Genomic DNA, 20,556 nt, shown 5'->3' with positions numbered 1-20,556 from the left:
TACGACGCCCAGCAGGCGTTCTTCGACGCCGCCCCCGCCGTTGTTGCCTGCGGCTGCAGCTGCGGCCTCCGCGGCTTCACGGCGCTTGCGCTCCTCCTCGGCGACGCGGACACCCTCCTGGTAGCCGGCGACGGTGGTCGCCGTCTGGTCCTTGAGGGCGGCCAGCTGAGCCTGCATCGTGGCGAGGTTGGCCGTCTGCTCGTCGAGCGCCGCCTGCGCGGCATCCGCTGCGGCCTGCGCCTCGAGCATCTTCTGCTCGGCGAGCTTCTGCAGGCGATCGCGCTCGTTGCGCGCGACCTCGGCCTGATCGCTCAGCGACTGCGCGGTGTTGCGCGCCTTCACGGCGGTCTCGTACACCGTCTGGGTGTAGCCGTAGACCTTGTCCATCGTGCCGAGGCGCGAGAGGAGATCGTCGGCGTTCGCGGCGGACCCTGCGAAGAAGAGCTCGAGAGACGTGTCGTCTCCGCCGTCGCGGTAGAGCTGAGTGGCGACCTGCGCGGCCTTGCGCTCGGCCTCGGTCGCGGTGGCCGCCTGCGTGTCGGCCTGGCTCTGCAGCTCGTCGGCCTTGGTGGCGGCGTCGAAGAACGCCTGCTGGGCGTCGTAGAACTCCTGGCCGGCCTTCTCGGCGGCGGCCTGGGTCTCGGCGACCTTCTGGGTCAGACCGTCGATGAGCCCCTGAATGCGGGTGACCTCCGCGGCCTTGGACGATTCGCTCGCCATGGCGCGCTGCACGTCGTCCCAGCTCGGATACGAGGCCGCATACGCAGCGGAGACGCCCGACGACACCCCGAACGCGCTGAGGGCGACGGCACTGAGCACGCCGATCCCGAGGGCGTTGCGACGGGTGATCGAGCCGTTCTTCCAGAAGGCACGGCTTTCGGCGGGCGTGGGTGCGCACCCGCAGTCGACGGATGCCGCTTCCGCAGCATCCGCCATAGATGGCTTGTCGTTCACACGGCCCCTTCCGCCGGTTTCACTCATGCCACACTAACAACAACTTTCACATCCGCAACAGGGTGTGGAGCAGGTTCGCGGGCATGGTGAACACCCCCCATCGTCCTCCCGAACACGCCCGGGCGGAAGCAGACTCGCCCTCGATTCGCGATTTGCCTGAAACATCCCTTATGCTTGAGCGTCGGCAAGGAAGTCCCCCGGGACAGACTTCGGCCCCATCGTTTAGCGGCCTAGGACGCCGCCCTTTCACGGCGGTAGCACGGGTTCGAATCCCGTTGGGGTCACTCATCCGATACAATTGAAAACAAGTATGGCCCTGTAGCGCAGTTGGTTAGCGTGCCGCCCTGTCACGGCGGAGGTCGCGGGTTCAAGTCCCGTCAGGGTCGCTCTGTGCGATTGGTCCTTTTCTCGGAGAGGGCCTTTCGTCTAGATGCGACAGGTTTCGCCGGTCGCACGGCTCTGTAGCTCAGTTGGTAGAGCGCACGACTGAAAATCGTGAGGTCACGGGATCGACGCCCGTCGGAGCCACACGGACCGTCGTTACAACGGTCCCAGAAACCCTCGCCTAGCTTCTACATGGCGGGGGTTTTGCTTTGCCCGTGGTGGCTCCACCGTTGCCGCCGTGCAAGCGGATCGCCCTCCGCCCCGCTCGTCGAGCGCAACGAGACCACACGCCCTCGTGACCCGACTCACCGCCCGACCGGACGCCTCCCCTGCCTGACCATCGCCGTCGCATCGGGGGCGCCGAACCCGAACTTCTCGTAGAGGCCGTGCGCGTCGCCGGTGAAGAGAGTCCAGCGGAACTGTGCGCCGGGGCCGTCGTCGATCATGGCCTGCACGAGCAGCGCACCCGCTCCGTGGCCGCGCGCCGCGCGGGCGACGATCACGTCGGCCAGGTATGCGTCGTTGACGCCGTCGGACACGGCGCGCGCGAAGCCGATCTGCTCCCCGGAGTCCTTGTCGTACACGCCGACCACCCGCCACGCGGCATCGAGTTGGGCCTCGACATCGCCCCTCGTGCGCCAGCGGTGCCAGTAGGCCTCGGTCGACAGCATCCGCCACACCCACTCCCGGTCGATCCGCGTCGGGTCGTCGTCCGCGATGATTGCCATGCTCAGCCGAGCCTCCGCCCGAGCAGCTGCCCTGGCCAGTCGTCTTCATCGAAGGTCGAGATGCGCTCGTATCCGCAGGACTCGTAGAACTCCACGAGCGCTCCCGTGCCTCCGCCGTAGCAGTCCACGCGGAGGCGATCCACTCCCGCGGCGCGCGCCTCGTCGTCGGCGAAGGCGAGCAGCCGCCTGCCGGTGCCGCGAGCGCGGGGGTCCCTCGATGCGAGCAGCAGTCGCACGTACAGTTCGGGTTCCTCGGCGGCCGGCACGTAGTCCATCGCGTCGCCCAGGACCAGCACGCCGATGACACCCACATCGGGATGCTCGGCGATCCACGCACCGGGCAGCGCACAGGCCTCGGTCACCCTGGCGATCTGCCGATCCTGCGTCGACCAGGGCTCCACGCCCCACTGCCCCTCGTTGCCGATGGAGACGAACCAGGCGATGATCTCGTCGAAGAGCCGCAGCACCTCGGGGACATCGGCGGGTGTGGCCCTGCGAATCGTCGCGGGCGGTGTCGTGTTCATCGTCATCCTGTCGGCAGCCTCTCGCCCGTGTCGTCGCATGCGCGTCCACCGTATCGGCGTCCCGAGCCGATCAGCCTGTCGCGCGCCCGCGGTTTGGCGAGGACGGCACCGACTGGTTCGATGGCAGGCATGGGAGCGAACTGGACCTTCAGACCGAGCCTCGCGGCAGATGCGCCGTGGATGGCCGAGGTGCGGGCGGAGACGATGCGCCCCGACCTGGAACGTCTCGGCGTCTTCGACGAGAAGCGCGTGCGGACGCGGTTCCTCGATGCCTTCGCGCCCGCCCACACCCGCGTCATCGTCGTCGATGCTCAGGATGCCGGGCTCGTCGCCGTCCGCCCCGACGGCGACGAGCTGTGGATCGAGCACTTCTACCTCTCGCCACACCACCAGGGGCAGGGAATCGGCGGACAGGTCCTCCGCCGCATCGTGGCGAGGGCCGGCGACCGTGCCGGAGATCTTCGGCTCGACGTGCTGCGCGGAAGCGCCGCGCAGCGCCTCTACGAACGCCACGGTTTCGTCCTGTACTCCGAGGACGGAGTCGACCTCTTCCTGAGGTACTCCCCGCAGTAACGGACATCCGCGCGAACCCGCCGGCGGAGTCCATCCGCCCTCACGACTCAGAATCGAGAGGTCACGGCCTTCGCATGCGTCAACCGGCGCCGATCAGTGGGAGCTGCTTGTCATCTGGGAGATGAGAGTTGACGAAGCGCAGGAGAAAGTCGCGCGACCGGTCGATCCTTTCACCGAGATGATTCAGGAAGTCAGTGTCGGCCGCAGGAACTCTGGTCCAATATCCCGGATCCGTCACAAGACGGGGGAACGACGACCTCAGCTGTCGGAGATCCGCCTGGACGACGGCAAGCCGCTGCCGTATCCCCCGCACGAGCGACGGATCCAATTCTCCACTGCATCGCACGAACCTCGCCGCGCCGAGAGTCTCGCGTAGCGCTATCCGCCCGAAGCGCACGGAGGAATCCACTCCCCGCAGTGCGTCGTCGAAGTCCCCGAACGAGGACTCATGACGAGTGGTGATGCGGAAAGCCTGCCTGCTGAAGACGTTGTGGAGGAATTCGTCATGGTCGAGTTCTTCCATCCACATCGTCGCTGAGGGCAACTCACCAAAGCCGCCCGCCGCGGTCCGCTCCATGGCCTCATCGAATGCACCTCGGGGTTCACGACGGTCGCAGAGGAACTCGTAGAAGCTGTCCGAGAGGAACGCAATCGAATCGTCGTCGATGTCGCGAGTCGTGCCGAGAAACCACCCATCATGCGGAATGAGGTGTGGCGCCCAATGCGCAGTCTGGCATCCGCTGAGGAAGACGCCCCGTAGTCGCGGTGAGCCGCTCTGGAGTGTATGTGCGAGCTTCGCCGGCGAGATCAGGCACCTGCTCCTCATGTTCTCCTCATCGACGTCGAACGTGTCAAGTGAGCCGTTTCGGCCATGCCCGATGAAATGGAAGATGTCCGGCGAGAACGCTGCCATCGCGACTGCTAGCTCCGACCATGGGCGGTCCTTCACGACCTCGACCACGCCTCCCGCGCGTCGTCCATGCAGTTCGATCTGTGCGATCTCGTACTCGGCATTGTCCAGGGGCGGCTCATACGCGGATTCCGCCCAGATGAGTATTCGGAAAGAAGAAGGGGATGATGGCGCCACGCTCGTCACGCCCCGATCCTACGAGTCGCGCATCACGAACGCCCGTCCGCACTATCCGATGGCCCCGCCGCGCAGGCCCCTCCCCCGCCCTCGCTACGCTCGAAGCATGATCGATACGCTCACCGGCTTCGCCGTCGTCGGCGTCGCGATCGCGCTGGGGTACGTCATCGGGCGCATCGATCTGCTCGGACCCCATGCCCGGCACGTCCTCGGACGCCTCATCTTCTTCGTGCTCTCGCCGTTCCTGCTGTTCAGCGTGCTCGCCCACGCCGACGCCGGGATGCTGTTCTCCTCGCTCCTGCCCGTCTCGGCGATCGCGGCCGTCGCGGTGATCGTCGTCTACGTCCTGTTCGCGCGCCTCTGGTGGAAGCGCCCCATCGGCGAGACGGTCATCGGCGCCCTCTCGGCCGGGCAGGTGAACTCGAACAACATCGGCATCCCGCTGTCGATCTACCTGCTCGGCAGCGCGGCGTACCCCGCACCCGTGATCCTCATGCAGCTGCTGGTGTTCACGCCGATCTCGCTGACGATCCTCGACGCGGTGACGAGCGACACGGTCTCGATCCGCCGCACGCTGGTGCGCACCGCGACCAACCCGATCATCATCGGCTCCCTGCTCGGCACGCTCGTGTCGGTGCTCGGCATCCGCGTGCCCGACATCGTGATGGACCCCGTCCAGCTCATCGCCGACGCCTCGGTGCCCGTGCTGCTCATCAGCTACGGCATCTCCTTGCACGGACAGCGCGTGCTCGGCACCCGCGGACATCGCCGCGACGTCATCCTCGCCAGCATCCTGAAGCTGATCGCGATGCCGGTGGTCGCGTGGGGAGCCGCCCTGCTGTTCGGGCTCTCGTCGGAGCAGACGCTGATCGTCGTGGTGCTCGCCGCCCTGCCGACCGCGCAGAACGTCTTCAACTACTCGCAGCGCTACGACGTGGGCGAGGCGATCTCGCGTGACACGGTCTTCCTGACCACCATCGGATGCCTGCCCGTGCTGGTGCTCATCATGGCCCTGCTGGGCTGAGGCGCGGACAGCACGACGGGGAGGTCCCGCATGACGACCACGCTGTCGAAGACCGCGGCACCCTCGGGGAGCGCGTCGAAGAACGACGACCGCAGGCTGTGCAGCCGTGCGCCCTCCACGGCCCACTCATCCGAGGCCAGGGCGACGGGCTCGACCTCGCGGCCGTCGTGGCGGTACGACCAGCCGATGCGTCCGGCGCGGTAGAACTCCGACGCCTCGTCGACCGAGTCGAAGAAGCCGCTCGTCCACTCCCCGCCGACCTCCACGTCGGCGGCGATGCTGTGGGCGCCGGCGTCCATCGTCAGGGCGTAACGGCCGCTCCCCTCGCGGGTCGTGAAACGCGCCCGGTGATGCACGCCGGGGAAGAGCCGCCCGCCGAACAGCACCGGATGCCACGCCGAGCTGTGCCGCTCGAAGATGAAGACGCCCTGTTCTGTCCCCTCCGGGCCGTCCCACTCGACGGCGATGCGATGGGCGGCGTTCTCCGATCGGAGCCCCCACCGCGGAGCGAACCATCGCGGCCGGATCGCCTCCAGCCCCAGCACGCATACTCCGGCGAGCGCGGAGCCGTCGACGAGCTGCGGGCGGAACCCTTCGGGGAGCAGCGACGCCGCGACATCGGGATCGACACGGTAGCTGATCAGGAGGCGCCGACGCAGCTGCGCCCGCACACCCCTCACGATGCTCATGCGGGAAGCCGGTCCTCCGCGGGACCGGCGGTACGGCGCTTGCGCACCTCGCGCAGCACGATCTGCTCGGGGCACACCGCCGACAGGAAGTCCCCCACCGACGAGGCCAGCCGATCGGTGACGGCGGAGTAGAGGATGCGGTTGGCATCGCGTCGCTCGGTGACGAGTCCGGCTTCGCGCAGCACACGGAGATGCCGCGAGATCGTCGGCCCGCTCGCCGCGAACCTCGCCGCGATCTCACCGGCCGCGAGCTCGCCGTCTTTGAGATCCTGCAGGATCTGCCGACGCGTCGGATGCGCCAGTGCCTCGAAGACGCTCGTCACCTCATCGCTCATGTTCGCAATCTAGCACTGCTGCTAAATAGGAGCAATGACGGAGGTGCTCCGCTCCCGTAGATTTGTCGCGTGGACAGCACGCTCTTCTTCGCCATCGTGATCGTCGGGCTGGTGGTCCTGATCTTCTTCCTCCCCGGCTGGATCCGGCGCTCGTCGCGTTCCGCGGGGGACCGCGCAGGGCACAAGGTCGCCATGTCGCAGACCGAGAGGCTCCTCGCCGAGCTGGGCACACCCCTGGTGATCCACGCGCCGGCGGCCGCAGCGCGCGAGATCGTCGACCGCGTCGTCCTGCAGCAGCCGCGCCGGTTCACGCCGCTCGACGGCGGCGCCTACGGCATCCGCTTCGTCGAACCCGACGACGCCGTCGTGCGCCTCGTCGACGATCCAGACGGCACACGGATGCAGATCGAGCAGACACGCGAGCACCTGGGGATGCCGCAGAACCTCGAGTTCTGGCGCGATCTCCGCTCCCGCGTCGCCTCGGGCGCGGGGGCTCAGGACATCTCGGTCGCCGACGGCATCCGCGCCGAGTACTCGCGAGACGCCGGAGAACCCGCCGTCTGGAGGATCGTCCGCGAGGACGAGCGCTCGTGAACGAGGCGATCAGCGCCCTTCGGCACTGATCGCCTCGATGCCCACCGCGCCTACTCGGCGACCACCTCGGCGAGACGACGGCGCGTGCGCCGCGCGATGACGGCGCCGAGGAGGAGCGCCGCGAAAGCCGCCATGACGACGACGGGTGCGACCGGCTCGGAGCCCGTCGCTGCGAGCGAACCCTGACCCGAGCCGTTCGCTCCGCTGCCGGCGCCGGCCGATGTCGCAGAACCTCCGGCAGCGGATGCCGCCGTGCCTCCTGCTCCTGCACCGGCGTTGCCCGCGGCACCTGCGCCGGCGTTGCCTTCCGCCCCCGCGTCAGCGTTGCCACCCGCACCCGCACCCGCGTCGGCGTCCGCACCGTCATCGGTCACGAACGTCGCGGTCGCGGCGCCGTCGAGGACCACCTGGTCGGCGACGTGGAACGTCGCGAACACCTGGCAGGGCTTCTGATCGGCGGAGAGGCCGGGGCTCTGGTTCCAGCCGATGTGAGAGGTGGCCGTCGGAGTGGCGGTCGCGTCGAGGTTCGCGACGCCCGCACCGGTCGCGGTGACGCCGAGCACCACCGCCACGGGAGCGTCGCCCCCCGACACCTGCAGCTGGGACCCCGTGAGGACACCCGGACCGCTGATCACCGTCAGAGAAGCCGCGACTCCCCCGGTGGTCACCGTCAGCGGCGACGTGAAGACGTCGGTGGTCACGGTGAACTGAGCGGTCTCGCCCACCGGAAGCGCGGCGGCGGGCCCGGCGACGGTCAGCGCCGGGTCGTCCGGGATCGACGCGAGGATCTCTGCCTGCGTCGCCGCGCTCATGTTGTCTTCGCAGGTGGCGGCGCGCTCAGCCTCCGACCCCGTCGGCGCCGGAGCCACCGGGTCGCTGATGCACCACACGAGGATCTGGAGCGCGGCCCGCTCCCACGAATCGCCATCCGCAACCGCTCTCGTGGCGTTGTTCATGGAGAACCCGCCCGTCCCCGCGTACGTCGCCCGCCCATGCTGAACCAGGTAGGCGATGAGCTTCTCCTGATCTGAGGTCAGCTTCGGGTTGGCCCCGGGAAGCGTGTCCATGTTCGGGATGGGCTCGCCGTCGAAACCGAGGAGATTGCCGTCCTCGTCGACGCCGCTGCACACGTGGGAGAAGTAGTCGGTGCAGAACATCCACTCCGACACGGGCCCCACCCCGGCGACGTAGCGGGTTCCGCACACGGCGGGGTAGCCGTTGTTGTTGTTGGAGCCGAAGACGTCGTAGAGCGGAACCGCTCGACCTTCGTTGTAGGCCACGAGCCGCGTGCCGAACACCGATGCGAGGTTCGCCACAGGTCCCGAAGAATCAGTCGGATCGTCGAGCGTCGTGCCTTCACAGAGCGGAGCGACGAACTCGACGGCCGGGGTCGTCGGCACATCCGCGGCGGCGGGGGCGACGATGCCCCACATGCCCAGCCCCGCGATGGCGGCGATCACGACGGCGGCCACGGCGCGCACACGTGTTCTCTTACGGATCTTCATCGTTCTCCCCTCGAACGGCGCATGCCCAGTGCACGCGCCTGTCCCCCCGCTATAGAGACGCACCCACGTCGAAACGATTACGCGAGATATATCGATTCTCTGTCTAGGGGATGCCGTGGCACGACCGCAAGGGGCGTTCCACGCCCGCGTCGGGGCGACCGACGAGCGCGCACAGGTCCGGGTGCCATCTCACAGTCAACGCAACTAGGCTGTTGGGGCCGCTGATGCGTCGACCCGCCCCGTCGACACTCGCGGCGACGAGAACGTCATCACAGCCCCTCCGTCCTGTGACCCGCGCCAGAAAGGCCGACCCATGAGCGAAACTCCCGCCGACAACGACTTCTTCGACAAGCTGATCGAGGAGACTCCGAAGGACCAGTCCTCGACCGGCGGATTCACCGCCTCGTTCCGCGGCTACGACAAGGCCGAGGTCGACTCGGCCCTGAGCTCCCTGCGCAACCAGCTGCAGCAGCTGAAGGCCGACCTCGCCGACGCCGAGGCACGCCACGAAGACGCCCTGGAGTCGGTGCGGTCCGAGGAGCGCTCCGCCCGCGAGGTGCTCGAGGCCGAGCTCACCGCCGCGAAGGCGCAGGCAGCGGATGCCGAGCAGCAGGTCTCCACACTGACCAACGAACTCGTCGACGCGCCCCGCCCCGAGGGCAAGGACGCGCCCTCGCGCGAGCAGTTCGAGGCGATCCTGCGCGTGGCGGAGGAGCAGGCCAACGTCCTCATCCAGAACGCCGCCGTGCAGGCCGACCGTCTGATGGCCGCCGCCCGCGAGGAGGTCGCCGCGCAGCGCGCCGAGGCCGATGCCGACGCGACGCGCATCATCGCGCACGCCCAGCATGACGCCGACCAGATCCGTCTGAAGATCGACACCGAGTTCACGGCGCACGAGGCCCGCCTCGAGCGCGAGTCGGCGCACGCCGCCGAGAAGGTGCACCAGGCGTCGCAGGAGGCCACCGCCATCCGTACCGAGGCCGAGAAGGGCGCCGCCGCCCTTCGTTCGCTCGTCACGCGCGAGACAGAGCAGCTGCGCGCGGACGCCGAGCGCGAGGTGCGCGAGATGAACGCGCGCGTCCTCGAGTTCGAGGAGACGCTCACCCGCCGCCAGGACGACGCTCAGCAGGAGTTCCTCGTGCTGCACAACCAGGCCGTCGCCCATGCCGAGCGCATCACCACCGATGCGAACGAGCAGGTCGCCGCCTCGCTCGACCACGCCCAGCGGATCTCCGCGAAGGCCGATGACTACGAGCGCCTGATGCGCACGCAGGCATCCGCTATCGAAGCCGACGCGCAGGTGCGCGCCCGTGACACGCTCGACCGCGCTCGGGTCAAGTCGCAGAAGATCGTCGACTCGGTCACCACGCACACGTCCACCGTGCTGCGGGACGCCGAGGACCATGCGCGTCAGCTGCGCTGGCAGCAGCAGCAGCTCGCCAGCTTCATGGCCGAGGTGCGCGAGATGATCCGTCCGGAGGGCGTGTTCAGCGACGAGTCTCCTGCGTCGGCCCCGAAGGCGGATGCCGCGGTGGCCGTCGCCGGTGCGACCGAGGTTGCCGCAGCGGCCGCCTCCGACGACGTCGAGATCGATGACGTCGACGACGAGGTCGAGACCTTCGAGGCCGAGATCATCGAGGCGGAGCCCGCCGACGTGTTCCTCGGCGACGAGGTCCTCGAGGACGAGCTGCTCGACGACGAGGCCGCCACCATCGACGGCAAGATCACCATCGACGTGGTCGACGCCGAGGAGTCGACCACTCGCTGATCGACATCTTCGCCCAGAGGGGGTGCGAGCGGTCTTCCGCTCGCACCCCCTCTGGCGTTCCGCACTCCACTCCGACCGTCGCCCGGTCCGCGACGTGGGCGCGGCCGCCCGTGAGTCCCGTCAGCCGAGGAGCAGGATGATCGCGACGATCAGGTAGAACACGTTCACCGCGACGATGAACACCCGCTCGGCGATGCCGAAGGTCCGGGAGCGGAGCCACGGCAGCACGAGCGAGGCGATCAAAGCCACGAGCGCCACCATCGTCACCACGCTGAGCACCGAGAGCGTCGCCGCCAGACCACCTCCGACCGTGCTCTCCGCAAGTCTGACGAAGTTGCCCATGCACGAGTAGCTGATCGCGAACCACGCTACGGCGGCCAGCATGTGCAGGCGGCCGATCGTGGTCATCTCCTCGCCCTCGAGCGTGGTCGGCACGAACGGCAGCGCGACGAAGATCACCGCGAGAACGCCGAGCCAGGCGGCGACCCCGACTCGGTCGCTCCACTCGGGGAGCCCGAACCAGACCGCAGCGGCGAGCGCGCCCCACCCGCCGGCGGTGGTCCAGGTCATGATCGAGCTGAGCGTGCGAGTGCGCCCGACCGCATAGTCGCTGACCGCGTGCTTCACGGGCGAGTAGTCGCTGCGCACGATGTGCAGGGCGACGAACATGCCGAGCCTGGCCGTCCAGAGGGCGGCGGCGAGTGCGGCGAAGATCATGAGGGCTCCTCGGTGGTCGCGGCGCGCACCAGGCGCACCTCGTCATGCAGGGTGCGGATGACGCCTGCGAGGTGAAGGGGGTCGATGCCGATCGTGCGGGCGTTGCGATCGAGAGAGTCGCCGAGCAGTTCGGCGCATCTCTTCTGCAGCGCGTGCCCCGCGTCGGTCGCGCGCAGGCGGCGGATGTTGCCCGCTCCCTCGGGAGCGATGTTCTCGACGAGTCCGTCGCGCAGCATGGCCCTTACCAGGCCGCTCGCAGCGGGCTCGCTGACCCCCAGCCCTCTGGCGAGGTCACGTCCGGTGAGCCCCGGGTGCTCGCACACGATCACCAGGGCGACGTAGCGGCTGTAGCTCAGCCCTTCAGGCTTCAGCATCCGCTCCGCCCACCTGTCGAGCGTGCGGACCAGATCGTGCAGTTCGTAGGCGAGATCCATGATCAGTAACTTAATACCTTAAGTTAGTGATCGCAAGCAGAGGATGCAGAAGGGGCGCGACCGGCCGAAGCCGATCGCGCCCCTGTCAGGCAGGACTATCTCTATGCGCGCCCGAACTGGGCGACCGCGGGGCAGTCGAAGGGATCAGCGCCGGCGGCCAGGCCCACGCGGTTCAGGTACTCGATGACGATCGCGTACGAGCGGCCGAGGCTGGTCTCCGTGTACGGCACGTCGTTCGCCGCGCAGTAGTCGCGCACGATCTCCCGAGCCTTGGACAGGTGCGGTCGCGGCATGTTCGGGAACAGGTGGTGCTCCACCTGGTAGTTGAGTCCGCCCATGAGCGTCGTCGCCCACCAGCCTCCGCGGATGTTGCGGGAGGTGCGGACCTGCTTCGTGAAGAAGTCCAGTCGAGCACTCGGGTCGATGATCGGCATGCCCTTGTGGTTCGGCGCGAAGGAGGCGCCCATGTACACGCCGAAGACGGCGAGCTGCACGCCCATGAAGGCGAACGCCATGCCGAGCGGCAGCATCAGGAACACCGGCACGAGGATGATCGCGAAGCGCAGGGCGATGATGCCCAGCTCGGTCCAGCGTCCCTTGACGTTCTTCTTGGTCATGAGGTGCTTGAGGCCGATGTAGTGCAGGTTCAGGCCCTCGAGCGTCAGCAGCGGGAAGAAGAGCCACCCCTGCTTGCGGGTGATCAGCTTGATGAGGCCGCGCGACTTCGCGGCATCCGTCTCCAGGAAGGAGATCGTGTCGACCTCGATGTCGGGGTCCTTGCCGACCTGGTTGGGGTTTCCGTGGTGCTTGGTGTGCTTGGAGTCCCACCAGGAGTAGCTCATGCCGATGCTGCCGGCGAGGATGCGGGCGAGCCGGAAGTTCGCGGGACCCGTGCTGAGGATCTGGCGGTGCGCCGCCTCATGGGAGAGGAACGCGATCTGCGTGAAGATGACCCCGAGCGCGCCGGCGATCAGGAGCTGGAACCAGCTGTCGCCGAGCAGGATGAAGCCCGTGACGGCACCGCCGAGTGCGAGCAGGATGCCCGTACCGACGAGGATGTAGAACCAGCGGGCGCGCTGGAGCAGCCCGGTCTCCCTGACGACCTGCGACACCTGCTTGTAGGCGTGCGCCATCGGCGGGAACTCCGCGTTGCCGGAGTACGTCTGCCGGATCGGTCCGAGCGTGGCGGTTGCGGCGGTCTTATCGACCTGTGTGATGGAGATGGTGCTCTCCTGTCGATCGGGAGCCCTTGAGCTATGGAAGCCAAGGGCGGATGCCGATCGCTATCCTCAGGCTAGACCTGTCCGCATACGCCGAACGGCATACGATTCAGGCCCTGGCGCGCCGCGGACGGCGCGGCAGCGCACGAGGAGGGCTCAGGGGAAACGTCGGCGCGCGATGCGCCGACTCCTGAGCCTCCTCCAGCGCCAGGAACGCGTCGTCGAGGGTCGAGAAGGAACCGATCTCGGTGCCGCGGTTGTCGCGGACGAGATGGGCGGTGCCGTCGAACTCGACGAAGCCGGCGAACTCGCCGGCACGCGTCGCGACGTGCACATCATCGTCGGCCTGCTTCCAGGTCAACGGGTCGAACGGAGGAAAGGTGGTGTTGCTCATGGTGGTGCTCATTGCTTTGTGGCGGGCGCGCAGGCGCACCGCAGATTTCGTGAGATCGAGGGCAGACTGCGCACGCGTCGATGCATGCGGTCCGTAATGGCCCTGATCAATGGCGACGTGTCGGCCGAGAGGGGCGAATCACACACGTTGCATCTTTACTATAGCAGATCGGTTCTCGCGCCGCTCGGCCCCCGACGGAGCACATCGCCGGGGGCCGCTCTCGTCGCAGGTTCTCAGTGCGCGGGAGGCGTGCCGCCGGCACCGCCGCCGGCTCCCCCGCCCCCGGACGGCGCAGAACCCGCCGTCGGCGTCGTCGTGGTGTCGACGCGGACGACAAGGGTCGCCGTGTACCCGCTCGACACATCTCCCGTCACGGTGGCCAGTTGCGAGGCGCCCGAGTCGTCTCCGAACACGTTGTCGCTCGCGAGAGTCACCTGTGCGAGGTTCTGCGCCGATCCGTCGTAGGCGGACTCCCGGTAGACCTCGGTGCTCGACGACGCGGGCATCGCCATCTGCGAGGTCGCGATGGCGTTCGCAGAGTCGTCGATCGAGCCGACATCGGGATAGACCTCGAAGTGGATGTGCGGCCAGCGTCCCGAGTAACAACCGGGGTAGATGGACGTGAAGGAGACCTTCCCGTCGGCATCCGCCACCTGCACGCCGCGCAGATACGTGATGTCCTCGAGTCCTTCCGAGTACATCGAGTACTCGCCCTGCGCCGTGCAGTGCCAGGCGTAGACCGCGACGCCCTCGAAGGGCTTGTCGCCGTTCGCCATGTCGAGCACCTGGAACTCGAACGTCAGCGGAACGCCCTCCGCGGTGGCCGAACCGTCGATCGAGGTCCTGATGTCCTGCCGCACGATGCCGGACTCCTCCAGAACATCGGGTCCGTTCGAGCCGTCGCCAGGGTACGGCCCCGCCGTCTCGTCGGGGATCTCTCCACTCGACGTCCCGGTCGTCGCCGAGTCGCCTCCGGTCCCGGTCGTCGCGGTGGTCGAGCTCGACACGGCCGGGGCGCACGCCGCGAGCACGACCGCGCCCACGCCGATCCCTGCGAGTCCGAGCACGCCGCGACGGCTGATCAGGGTGCGGATGTCGAACGGCGCCCCCTGATCGACGACCTCCTCGTCTGGGTGATCGAGCAGGCGCCCTTCGTAGGCGGGGCCGTTCGGGGTCGGTGTCGGCTCGGGGATACGGCTCATGATCTGGCTCCTCTCGTGCGCACGGCTGGTGTGCTGTGACCAGGTTCGCGGAGGAGTCGAGCAGGACCCTTTGCCTCTTCTCTGCGGAATCTATGAACGCGCGACGGGAGAGCGGAGGACGAGGGTGACCACGATCCCCACCATGACGACGGCGGTGATCGCGACCGACGTGGGAAGCACGGCATCGATCAACACCAGCGCAGCGCCGATTGGGACGACCGTGTTGACGACGCGATCGGCGTTGTCGCGGATGGCGATCCACCACACGCCGAGCAGGAAGACCGCGATCGGGATGGACACCGTGAGCGAGGCGGCGATCGCCGACAGGTGGCTCTCGTGGGTGAGCACGCCGAGCTGCACCTCGATACCCGCCGAGAACGCCGCGGCCGCAGCGAAGACGAAGTAGTGGGTGTACCCGTACCGCAGCGAGCTCCGGAACGTCGTGATGGCGCGGTGGTGGGGCGGCCAGAAATAGATCCACCACAGAGATGCCGTCACCACGAGCGTCAGCACCGAGATGCCGATCAGCGGCCCGAGGGCGTCGACCTCGTCGATCGCCGTGATGATCGCGTTCGCGGAGGCGAGCAGGCTCTCGCCGAGCACGATGAGGGTGAACAGTCCGTAGCGCTCGGTGATGTGGTGCGGGTGCCACGGCGTCTGATACCGAAACTCGGCGAACACGGGTACGCAGATCTCGATGAGGGCGAACACGATGAAGGCGATGAGCTGCAGCGGTCCGCTCGGGATGAGCAGGAAGAGGATCCAGAGGACCTGCACCGCCCCGATCCCCACCGCGTACCGGACGGTGGCGGTGCGCAGAGGCCCCTCGCTCGATCGGCTGGCGCGCAGCCACTGCGCGATCATCGCGAACCGCATCACGATGTAGCCGATCACGGGCACGGTGAAGTTGCCGGCGAAGGCCTGCGGGATGCCGGCGGCCAGGATCAGCACGCCGCCCATCTGGACGATCGTCGTGACGCGGTACAGCCAGTCGTCGGTGTCGAACGAGGTGGCGAACCACGTGAAGTTCATCCACGCCCACCAGATCGCGAAGAACACCATCGCGTAGGAGGTGATGCCGTGCGCGAACTCGCCGTGGGCGAGCGCGTGGTGCAGCTCTGCGGAGGCCCTGCTCACGGCGACGACGAACACGAGATCGAAGAAGAGCTCCAGCGAGCTGGCGGCGCGATGAGGCTGGGCCGGGTCTCGCGGAAGCATCTGGCCGAGGCGGAATCGCGGTGCAGAGGTGGCGGTCACCGGGTCAGAATAGCGGGCTGAATTCGCACCATAGCGCGTGTTCTGGAATATCGGTTCATCCACTCGTGTGAAATACCTTCCCTCCGCCACCTCCATCCGCTAGAGTGATGTGGTCTGCAGTTCCTGCTGCATGCGAACCCGTGTGGGACGGCGTTCGCGAATCGTGACGTGGGGTCACGATGATCCAGCAGGCCCGAGGGGTCGGGTTGCAGACGCAATGCCGCGAGCGTGGGGTTCGCGGTCTGGGGAACTACTGGGGAAACTATGTCGCACTGGGGATTTCTGCGTACATTCAAGGCTCACGAGGCCTCGGCATGACGTCCGTCGAAGATGCTGTGAGCATCACTCGCACGGGTTCCGTCTTCCTGCCGGTCGCCGCTCCGCGGGCCACCAAGGCGGTCTCACGCACGGTGGTCACACCGCGCGCTTCCGCCACACTCGAGCGACGCCGCCAATGGGAGCGTCGCTACCGGATGCGACTGCGGATCACGGATGCGGCTGTCATCCTGTTCGCGGTCGGTGTCACAGCAGCGATCCAGCTGATGACCGGCGCCGCGGGGGAAGAGGCCCTGCGTGACGGCATCCTTCTGGGTACGCTCTGGTACCTGACGCTCAGCGTGCTGCACACTCGGGATGCAGCCCTGTTCCGCGCCAGCGCCACCGAGTACCGCGGCGTCGCGAACGCCAGCGGTCTCGCATTCGGGATCATCGCGATGATCGGCGTGCTGCTCGCGTGGCAGCACATGCAGCTCGTCCTGCTCGTCGGACTTCCGGTCGGGCTGCTCGCGCTGCTGATCACGCGTTGGGCGTGGCGCCACTGGCTGGTCGCACAGCGTGTGCACGGCCGGTTCGCCTCGCGCACGCTGGTCGTCGGCAACAGGGACGACGTCGAGTACGTCGTGCGCACCCTGCACCCGATCGGCGCCTCCGGCTACCAGGTCGTCGGCGCCACGCTCCTCGACGGCAACGCGCGTGACGTCGAGGTCGACGGGACCCTGTTCCCCGTGCTCGGCAACGTGAACACGGTCGCGACCGTGGCCGCAGAGCTCGGGGCCGACACGATCATCGTGGCGAGCCGTCCCGACGGAGACCCCGAGTTCGTCAAGCAGTTGAGCTGGCAGCTGGAGGGCACGGCCTCAGAGCTCGTGCTCTCCAGCCGCCTGACGGACGTCGCGGGCCCACGCATCTCTTTCGCCCCCGTCGAGGGGCTGCCCCTGATCCAGGTGCAGATCCCGAGCTACGAGGGCGGCCGCCACGTGCTCAAGCGCGCTCTCGACGTCACGGTCGCGACTCTCGCGCTGATCCCGATCGGGCTCGTGTCTCTCGTGCTCGTGCCGCTGATCAAGCTCGACTCTCCCGGACCCGCGCTGTTCTTCCAGGAGCGCGTCGGCCGCGACGGCCGTCGCTTCAAGATCGTGAAGTTCCGCTCCATGAAGACGGACGCCGAGCAGCAGCTCGCCGCCCTCAAGGCGCAGAACGAAGGCGCCGGCCTCCTCTTCAAGATGAAGGACGACCCCCGGGTCACCCGCGTCGGCAAGATCCTGCGCAAGCTGTCGCTCGACGAGCTTCCGCAGTTCTGGAACGTGCTCGTCGGCGACATGAGCGTCGTCGGCCCGCGTCCCCCGCTGCCCAGCGAGGTCACCGCGTACGACGGCACGGTCTTCCGTCGCCTCTACATCAAGCCCGGCATCACCGGCCTCTGGCAGGTCTCCGGACGCAGCGACCTGTCGTGGGACGAGAGCGTCCGCCTCGACCTGCGCTACGTCGAGAACTGGTCCGTGATGAACGACCTGCAGATCATGTGGCGCACCGCCAAGGTCATGGTGCAGCCGAGCGGGGCATACTGAGACGCATGAGCAAGGGGAACGCCCTCACCATTGCGATGGTGGGGACACGAGGGGTGCCCGCAGCGTACGGCGGATTCGAGACCGCGGTCGAGGAGGTCGGCAGACGACTTGCCGACCGCGGCCACGACGTCGTCGTGTACACGCGCGGCTCGGAGAGCCGTGAGAAGGAGTATCTCGGGATGCGGGTGGTTCACCTCCCCGCCGTCCCGGTGAAGCAGGTCGAGACGCTCAGCCACACCGGGCTGTCGACGCTGCACCTGATGTTCCGACGCCGTCCCGACGCCGCGTTCGTCTTCAACGCGGCGAACTCGCCGTTCCTCCCCTTCCTGCGGCTGCGTCGCGTGCCGACCGCGCTGCACATGGACGGGCTGGAGTGGCGGCGCTCGAAGTGGGGGCCGCGTGGCAAGGCGTACTACCGGTGGGCCGAGCAGTTCGGCGTCCGCAAGGGCGACGCTCTCATCGCCGACGCCCCGGGCATCGCCGACTACTACGCTCACCAGTTCCAGGTCCCGACGGAGATGATCCGCTACGGGGCGCCGATCCTCGACGAGGTCGCCGAGGGGCGCGTCGAGGAGCTGGGTCTGAACCCCGGGGGCTATCACCTCATCGTGGCGCGCTTCGAGCCCGAGAACCACGTGCTCGAGATCGTCGAGGGCTACCGCCGCAGCACAGCGACGCTTCCGCTCGTCGTCGTCGGCTCCGCGCCGTACAGCAGCGAGTACACGCAGAAGATCCAGCAGGCCGCAGCCGGCGATGATCGCATCCGCCTGGTCGGCGGCGTGTACGACCAGGAGCTGCTCGACGCCCTCTACTTCCACGCTCTCACCTACGACCACGGCCACTCGGTCGGAGGCACGAACCCCTCCCTGCTGCGCGCCATGGGCGCCGGCACCGCGGTCATCGCCTTCGACGTGCCCTTCAACCGCGAGGTCATCGACGGAGACGGGTGGTTCTTCTCCACCCCGGCCGACGCCGCTGCCGCCTTCGAAGAGGCCGAAGCCGACATCGAGGCCACGCGCGAGTCCGGCGAACGCGCCAAGGAGCGGGCCCGGGTCGCGTTCCGCTGGGACGACGTCGCCGACGCCTACGAAGACCTCGCGCGCAGGATCGCGGCAGGGCAGAGCGTGCACCGCGTCGCGCGGAGAGCACGCCGTCGGGCGGAGGAATGGTGACCGCGAAGAAGACCGTGCTCGTCGCCCACCCCGGCGCCGAGATGTTCGGCTCCGATCGGATGCTCCTCGAGAGCGTGATCGGGTTCGTCGAGTCGGGAGCGCGTGTCGTCGTCGCCCTGCCCAGCCGTGGGCTGCTCGACGTCGCGCTCCGCGAGGCGGGCGCCGAGGTCGTCATCATCCCCATGCTCGTGCTGCGCAAGGTCCTGCTCACGCCCAAGGGGCTCCCGCGACTGTTCCGCGACATGTTCCGCGGGCTCGGTGCGGCGTGGCGCCTCATCGGGAGCATCCGCCCCGACGCCGTCTACGTCTCGACCATCATCATCCCGCAGTGGCCGATCATCGCGCGGCTGCGTCGCACGCGCTCCGTGAGTCACGTGCACGAGGCAGAGGCGTCGGGCAACCGCATCGTGAACGCGCTGCTGTACCTGCCGCACCTGGCCTCTCAGCGCACACTCGTCAACAGCCGTTTCAGTCTCGACACCATCCGACAGGCCCTTCCTGCCCTCGCCCGGCGTGCGGCGGTCGTCTACAACGGAGTGAGCTCCCCCGACGATCCCACCCCGGCGCGAAAGACGGTCGACGGGGCACTGCGCGTCCTCTACGTCGGACGTCTCTCGCCGCGCAAGGGCCCCGACCTCATCGTGGACGCGGCGTCGGTGCTTCGCTCTCGGGGCGTCGACGCCTCCGTCACCCTGCTCGGAGCCGTCTTCGACGGATACGAGTGGTACGAGCAGCAGCTGCGCGAGCAGGCCGAGAGCACGGGAGTCGATGTGGACTTCGCGGGCTTCCACCCCGATGTGTGGCCGTTCCTCGCCGACGCCGACGTGCTCATCGTGCCCTCGCGCGTCGACGAGCCGTTCGGCAACACGGCGGTCGAGGGCATCCTCGCGCTGCGTCCGGTGATCGCCAGCGACAGCAGCGGCCTTCGCGAAGCGGCCGGCGGGTATCCGACCGCGCAGCTCGTCGTCCCCGACGACGCCGGGTCGATCGCCGACGCGCTGATCCGCGTCCGCGACGAGTGGGAGCGGATCGTGGACGAGACGCCGGAGTCCCGCGCGGAGGCACTGCGCCGCCACGCACCGGCGATCTACCGCTCCGCCGTCGCCGACGCCGTCATCGCCGACTGAGCCGATGACGTCGCCGCCGCAGACTCGCGAGTCGACCCGCGTCCGCATCGGCTGGATGGATGCCGTGCGGGGCACCGCCATCCTCCTGCTGCTGATCTGGCACGCCAGCGCCGTCCCTGTGCTCTACGGCCAGGAGATGCCCGAGCTCGTCCGCACGGTGAACGAGTTCTTCCTCCCGTACCGGATGCCGACCCTCATGTTCCTCTCGGGGATGCTCCTGCCGCGATCGATCAGCAAGCCCGCGGGGAAGTACTTCGCCGGGAAGTTCGCGATGGTCCTGTGGCCCTACCTTGTCTGGGTCACGATCGCCATGGTGACGTTCCTCGACGAGGGCGCGCCGTGGTGGCACTGGCGCGCCTGGTACGCCACCTCGTACCTGTGGTTCCTGTTCTTCATCGCCGTCTACTACCTGGCGGCCCCGGCGCTGCGTCGCCTGCCTGCGTGGGCGCCGGTGGCGGTCGCCGCCGTGGCGGGCCTCCTCCTGCCCCACGGCAGCACCGAGCAGCGGCTGGCCTACTTCGCGGTCTTCTTCTTCGCCGGCAACTGGCTCGCACAGCATCCCGATGCGCTGAAGCTCGTCACGCATCGCTGGGCGGCCCTGATCGCGGCGGTGCCCGTCGTGCTCTTCGGAGTGGCCTCGTGCATCTGGCCCGAGCAACTGCAGTACGCCGTCTGGGGCGCGCCCGCCAGCATCGCGGGCACGGTGCTGCTGGCGGCGATCTTCTCGCACCTCACCCGCGGCGGAGAGGGCGTGCGCCTGCTGCAGTTCCTCGGACGCTCCTCGATCATCTACTACGTCAGCCACTTCCCGGTCATGGCGATCCTGTCGATCTGGCTGGCCGGATCGATCGACGGGATGCTGCTCGCGCTGATCAACCTCGTCGCCGCCGCCGCGATCGGCACGGTGCTCGCCGTCTTCAAGAAGCGGGCCCCGATCCGGTGGCTCTTCGAGGCCCCACGACCGCTCCGTCACGCGATCGAGCGGCTGATCACCAGGATCAGCCGCTCGACACGATGAGTT

General features: G+C 68.1%; 21 protein-coding genes and 3 tRNA genes. 11 read left to right on the top strand and 13 right to left on the bottom strand.

Features of this window, described 5'->3' with window-relative positions:
- Positions 1 to 936: M23 family peptidase (locus tag CQ047_RS07930; protein ID WP_258132533.1), on the bottom strand; the 936-nt coding region annotated here is incomplete at its 3' end.
- Between the two features lie 229 nt (positions 937 to 1,165).
- Here CQ047_RS07930 and CQ047_RS07925 point away from each other — a divergent pair.
- The 3 genes from CQ047_RS07925 (at position 1,166) to CQ047_RS07915 (ending at position 1,482) form a co-directional block, all read left to right on the top strand.
- A tRNA-Glu gene (locus tag CQ047_RS07925) sits at positions 1,166 to 1,238 on the top strand.
- A 28-nt stretch (positions 1,239 to 1,266) separates the two neighbouring features.
- Positions 1,267 to 1,340: transfer RNA gene (locus CQ047_RS07920), tRNA-Asp, on the top strand.
- 69 nt (positions 1,341 to 1,409) lie between these two features.
- Positions 1,410 to 1,482: transfer RNA gene (locus CQ047_RS07915), tRNA-Phe, on the top strand.
- 161 nt (positions 1,483 to 1,643) lie between these two features.
- On the opposite strand, the gene CQ047_RS07910 is transcribed toward CQ047_RS07915, so the two are convergent.
- On the bottom strand, positions 1,644 to 2,066 hold the full coding sequence (locus CQ047_RS07910; protein ID WP_105673981.1) for a GNAT family N-acetyltransferase: 423 nt from the start codon (positions 2,064 to 2,066) through the stop codon (positions 1,644 to 1,646).
- Positions 2,067 to 2,068: 2 nt separating this feature from the next.
- Complete coding sequence (locus CQ047_RS07905; protein ID WP_219844602.1) at positions 2,069 to 2,590, bottom strand: GNAT family N-acetyltransferase; 522 nt, start codon at positions 2,588 to 2,590, stop codon at positions 2,069 to 2,071.
- A gap of 120 nt (positions 2,591 to 2,710) precedes the next feature.
- Here CQ047_RS07905 and CQ047_RS07900 point away from each other — a divergent pair, with 120 nt between their 5' ends.
- Positions 2,711 to 3,163, top strand: a complete 453-nt coding sequence (locus tag CQ047_RS07900) for a GNAT family N-acetyltransferase (protein ID WP_308737043.1) — start codon at positions 2,711 to 2,713, stop codon at positions 3,161 to 3,163.
- Positions 3,164 to 3,242: 79 nt separating this feature from the next.
- On the opposite strand, the gene CQ047_RS07895 is transcribed toward CQ047_RS07900, so the two are convergent.
- Positions 3,243 to 4,259, bottom strand: coding sequence for a hypothetical protein (locus CQ047_RS07895; RefSeq protein ID WP_146114294.1), 1,017 nt, complete (start codon positions 4,257 to 4,259; stop codon positions 3,243 to 3,245).
- Positions 4,260 to 4,356: 97 nt separating this feature from the next.
- On the opposite strand from CQ047_RS07895, the gene CQ047_RS07890 reads away from it, so the two are divergent.
- Positions 4,357 to 5,274, top strand: coding sequence for an AEC family transporter (locus CQ047_RS07890; RefSeq protein WP_105673973.1), 918 nt, complete (start codon positions 4,357 to 4,359; stop codon positions 5,272 to 5,274).
- On the opposite strand, the gene CQ047_RS07885 is transcribed toward CQ047_RS07890, so the two are convergent.
- Both CQ047_RS07885 and CQ047_RS07880 read right to left on the bottom strand, forming a co-directional pair.
- Positions 5,178 to 5,963: a DUF2071 domain-containing protein gene (locus tag CQ047_RS07885; protein ID WP_105673971.1), complete on the bottom strand. Its 786-nt coding sequence runs from the start codon at positions 5,961 to 5,963 to the stop codon at positions 5,178 to 5,180. The genes CQ047_RS07890 and CQ047_RS07885 overlap by 97 nt on opposite strands.
- Positions 5,960 to 6,298 (bottom strand): metalloregulator ArsR/SmtB family transcription factor, encoded by a 339-nt coding sequence (locus tag CQ047_RS07880; protein ID WP_105673970.1) that lies wholly within the window; start codon positions 6,296 to 6,298, stop codon positions 5,960 to 5,962. The genes CQ047_RS07885 and CQ047_RS07880 overlap by 4 nt, the downstream gene beginning before the upstream one ends.
- Positions 6,299 to 6,367: 69 nt before the next feature.
- On the opposite strand from CQ047_RS07880, the gene CQ047_RS07875 reads away from it, so the two are divergent.
- Positions 6,368 to 6,892: a hypothetical protein gene (locus tag CQ047_RS07875; protein ID WP_105673968.1), complete on the top strand. Its 525-nt coding sequence runs from the start codon at positions 6,368 to 6,370 to the stop codon at positions 6,890 to 6,892.
- A 50-nt stretch (positions 6,893 to 6,942) separates the two neighbouring features.
- On the opposite strand, the gene CQ047_RS07870 is transcribed toward CQ047_RS07875, so the two are convergent.
- On the bottom strand, positions 6,943 to 8,397 hold the full coding sequence (locus CQ047_RS07870) for a hypothetical protein (RefSeq protein WP_146114293.1): 1,455 nt from the start codon (positions 8,395 to 8,397) through the stop codon (positions 6,943 to 6,945).
- 313 nt (positions 8,398 to 8,710) lie between these two features.
- On the opposite strand from CQ047_RS07870, the gene CQ047_RS07865 reads away from it, so the two are divergent.
- Positions 8,711 to 10,165, top strand: a complete 1,455-nt coding sequence (locus tag CQ047_RS07865; protein ID WP_105673964.1) for a cell division initiation protein — start codon at positions 8,711 to 8,713, stop codon at positions 10,163 to 10,165.
- 120 nt (positions 10,166 to 10,285) lie between these two features.
- Here the strand turns inward: CQ047_RS07865 and CQ047_RS07860 are convergent, their stop codons facing one another.
- From CQ047_RS07860 to CQ047_RS07835, 6 genes are all read right to left on the bottom strand, one after another.
- A complete protein-coding gene (locus tag CQ047_RS07860) occupies positions 10,286 to 10,882 on the bottom strand; it encodes a DUF998 domain-containing protein (protein ID WP_105673962.1) in 597 nt (198 codons plus the stop codon).
- Entirely contained in the window at positions 10,879 to 11,316 is a 438-nt protein-coding gene (locus CQ047_RS07855) for a MarR family winged helix-turn-helix transcriptional regulator (protein ID WP_105673960.1), read from the bottom strand. Before CQ047_RS07855 ends, CQ047_RS07860 begins: the two co-directional genes overlap by 4 nt.
- A 101-nt stretch (positions 11,317 to 11,417) precedes the next feature.
- Positions 11,418 to 12,539, bottom strand: a complete 1,122-nt coding sequence (locus CQ047_RS07850; protein WP_105673958.1) for an acyl-CoA desaturase — start codon at positions 12,537 to 12,539, stop codon at positions 11,418 to 11,420.
- Between the two features lie 106 nt (positions 12,540 to 12,645).
- Entirely contained in the window at positions 12,646 to 12,930 is a 285-nt protein-coding gene (locus tag CQ047_RS07845; RefSeq protein WP_146114292.1) for a hypothetical protein, read from the bottom strand.
- A gap of 233 nt (positions 12,931 to 13,163) precedes the next feature.
- Complete coding sequence (locus tag CQ047_RS07840) at positions 13,164 to 14,132, bottom strand: intradiol ring-cleavage dioxygenase (RefSeq protein WP_105673954.1); 969 nt, start codon at positions 14,130 to 14,132, stop codon at positions 13,164 to 13,166.
- 90 nt (positions 14,133 to 14,222) lie between these two features.
- Positions 14,223 to 15,389, bottom strand: coding sequence for a low temperature requirement protein A (locus CQ047_RS07835; protein ID WP_258132532.1), 1,167 nt, complete (start codon positions 15,387 to 15,389; stop codon positions 14,223 to 14,225).
- A gap of 314 nt (positions 15,390 to 15,703) precedes the next feature.
- Between CQ047_RS07835 and CQ047_RS07830 the strand changes: the two genes are divergently transcribed.
- The 4 genes from CQ047_RS07830 to CQ047_RS07815 are packed head-to-tail and all read left to right on the top strand — an operon-like array spanning position 15,704 to position 20,553.
- A complete protein-coding gene (locus CQ047_RS07830; protein ID WP_105673950.1) occupies positions 15,704 to 17,236 on the top strand; it encodes a sugar transferase in 1,533 nt (510 codons plus the stop codon).
- A gap of 5 nt (positions 17,237 to 17,241) precedes the next feature.
- Positions 17,242 to 18,408 carry a DUF1972 domain-containing protein gene (locus CQ047_RS07825; protein WP_181155870.1) on the top strand — a complete coding sequence of 389 codons (1,167 nt, stop codon included), beginning with the start codon at positions 17,242 to 17,244 and terminating at the stop codon, positions 18,406 to 18,408.
- The gene (locus tag CQ047_RS07820; RefSeq protein ID WP_105673948.1) at positions 18,402 to 19,535 is read left to right on the top strand and encodes a glycosyltransferase family 4 protein; all 1,134 of its coding nucleotides are present in this window, start codon (positions 18,402 to 18,404) and stop codon (positions 19,533 to 19,535) included. The genes CQ047_RS07825 and CQ047_RS07820 overlap by 7 nt, the downstream gene beginning before the upstream one ends.
- A 4-nt stretch (positions 19,536 to 19,539) precedes the next feature.
- Complete coding sequence (locus CQ047_RS07815; RefSeq protein ID WP_105673946.1) at positions 19,540 to 20,553, top strand: acyltransferase family protein; 1,014 nt, start codon at positions 19,540 to 19,542, stop codon at positions 20,551 to 20,553.
- Positions 20,554 to 20,556: the final 3 nt, after the last annotated feature.

The organism is Microbacterium sp. MYb72 (assembly GCF_002979415.1).
Taxonomy (GTDB): Bacteria; Actinomycetota; Actinomycetes; order Actinomycetales; family Microbacteriaceae; genus Microbacterium; species Microbacterium natoriense.
The sequence above is the reverse complement of the archived record's forward strand: the minus strand, read 5'-3'. Positions and strand labels throughout refer to the sequence as shown.

Bases quoted from the DNA above. Each gene is read 5' to 3' on its own strand.
- CQ047_RS07845 (WP_146114292.1), bottom strand. From the start codon at position 12,930: ATGAGCAACACCACCTTTCCTCCGTTCGACCCGTTGACCTGGAAGCAG.
- CQ047_RS07885 (WP_105673971.1), bottom strand. From the start codon at position 5,963: ATGAGCATCGTGAGGGGTGTGCGGGCGCAGCTGCGTCGGCGCCTCCTG.
- CQ047_RS07855 (WP_105673960.1), bottom strand. From the start codon at position 11,316: ATGGATCTCGCCTACGAACTGCACGATCTGGTCCGCACGCTCGACAGG.
- CQ047_RS07820 (WP_105673948.1), top strand. From the start codon at position 18,402: ATGGTGACCGCGAAGAAGACCGTGCTCGTCGCCCACCCCGGCGCCGAG.
- CQ047_RS07880 (WP_105673970.1), bottom strand. From the start codon at position 6,298: ATGAGCGATGAGGTGACGAGCGTCTTCGAGGCACTGGCGCATCCGACG.
- CQ047_RS07825 (WP_181155870.1), top strand. From the start codon at position 17,242: ATGAGCAAGGGGAACGCCCTCACCATTGCGATGGTGGGGACACGAGGG.
- CQ047_RS07890 (WP_105673973.1), top strand. From the start codon at position 4,357: ATGATCGATACGCTCACCGGCTTCGCCGTCGTCGGCGTCGCGATCGCG.
- CQ047_RS07870 (WP_146114293.1), bottom strand. From the start codon at position 8,397: ATGAAGATCCGTAAGAGAACACGTGTGCGCGCCGTGGCCGCCGTCGTG.
- CQ047_RS07830 (WP_105673950.1), top strand. From the start codon at position 15,704: ATGACGTCCGTCGAAGATGCTGTGAGCATCACTCGCACGGGTTCCGTC.
- CQ047_RS07840 (WP_105673954.1), bottom strand. From the start codon at position 14,132: ATGAGCCGTATCCCCGAGCCGACACCGACCCCGAACGGCCCCGCCTAC.
- CQ047_RS07865 (WP_105673964.1), top strand. From the start codon at position 8,711: ATGAGCGAAACTCCCGCCGACAACGACTTCTTCGACAAGCTGATCGAG.
- CQ047_RS07860 (WP_105673962.1), bottom strand. From the start codon at position 10,882: ATGATCTTCGCCGCACTCGCCGCCGCCCTCTGGACGGCCAGGCTCGGC.
- CQ047_RS07900 (WP_308737043.1), top strand. From the start codon at position 2,711: ATGGCAGGCATGGGAGCGAACTGGACCTTCAGACCGAGCCTCGCGGCA.
- CQ047_RS07910 (WP_105673981.1), bottom strand. From the start codon at position 2,066: ATGGCAATCATCGCGGACGACGACCCGACGCGGATCGACCGGGAGTGG.
- CQ047_RS07905 (WP_219844602.1), bottom strand. From the start codon at position 2,590: ATGAACACGACACCGCCCGCGACGATTCGCAGGGCCACACCCGCCGAT.
- CQ047_RS07815 (WP_105673946.1), top strand. From the start codon at position 19,540: ATGACGTCGCCGCCGCAGACTCGCGAGTCGACCCGCGTCCGCATCGGC.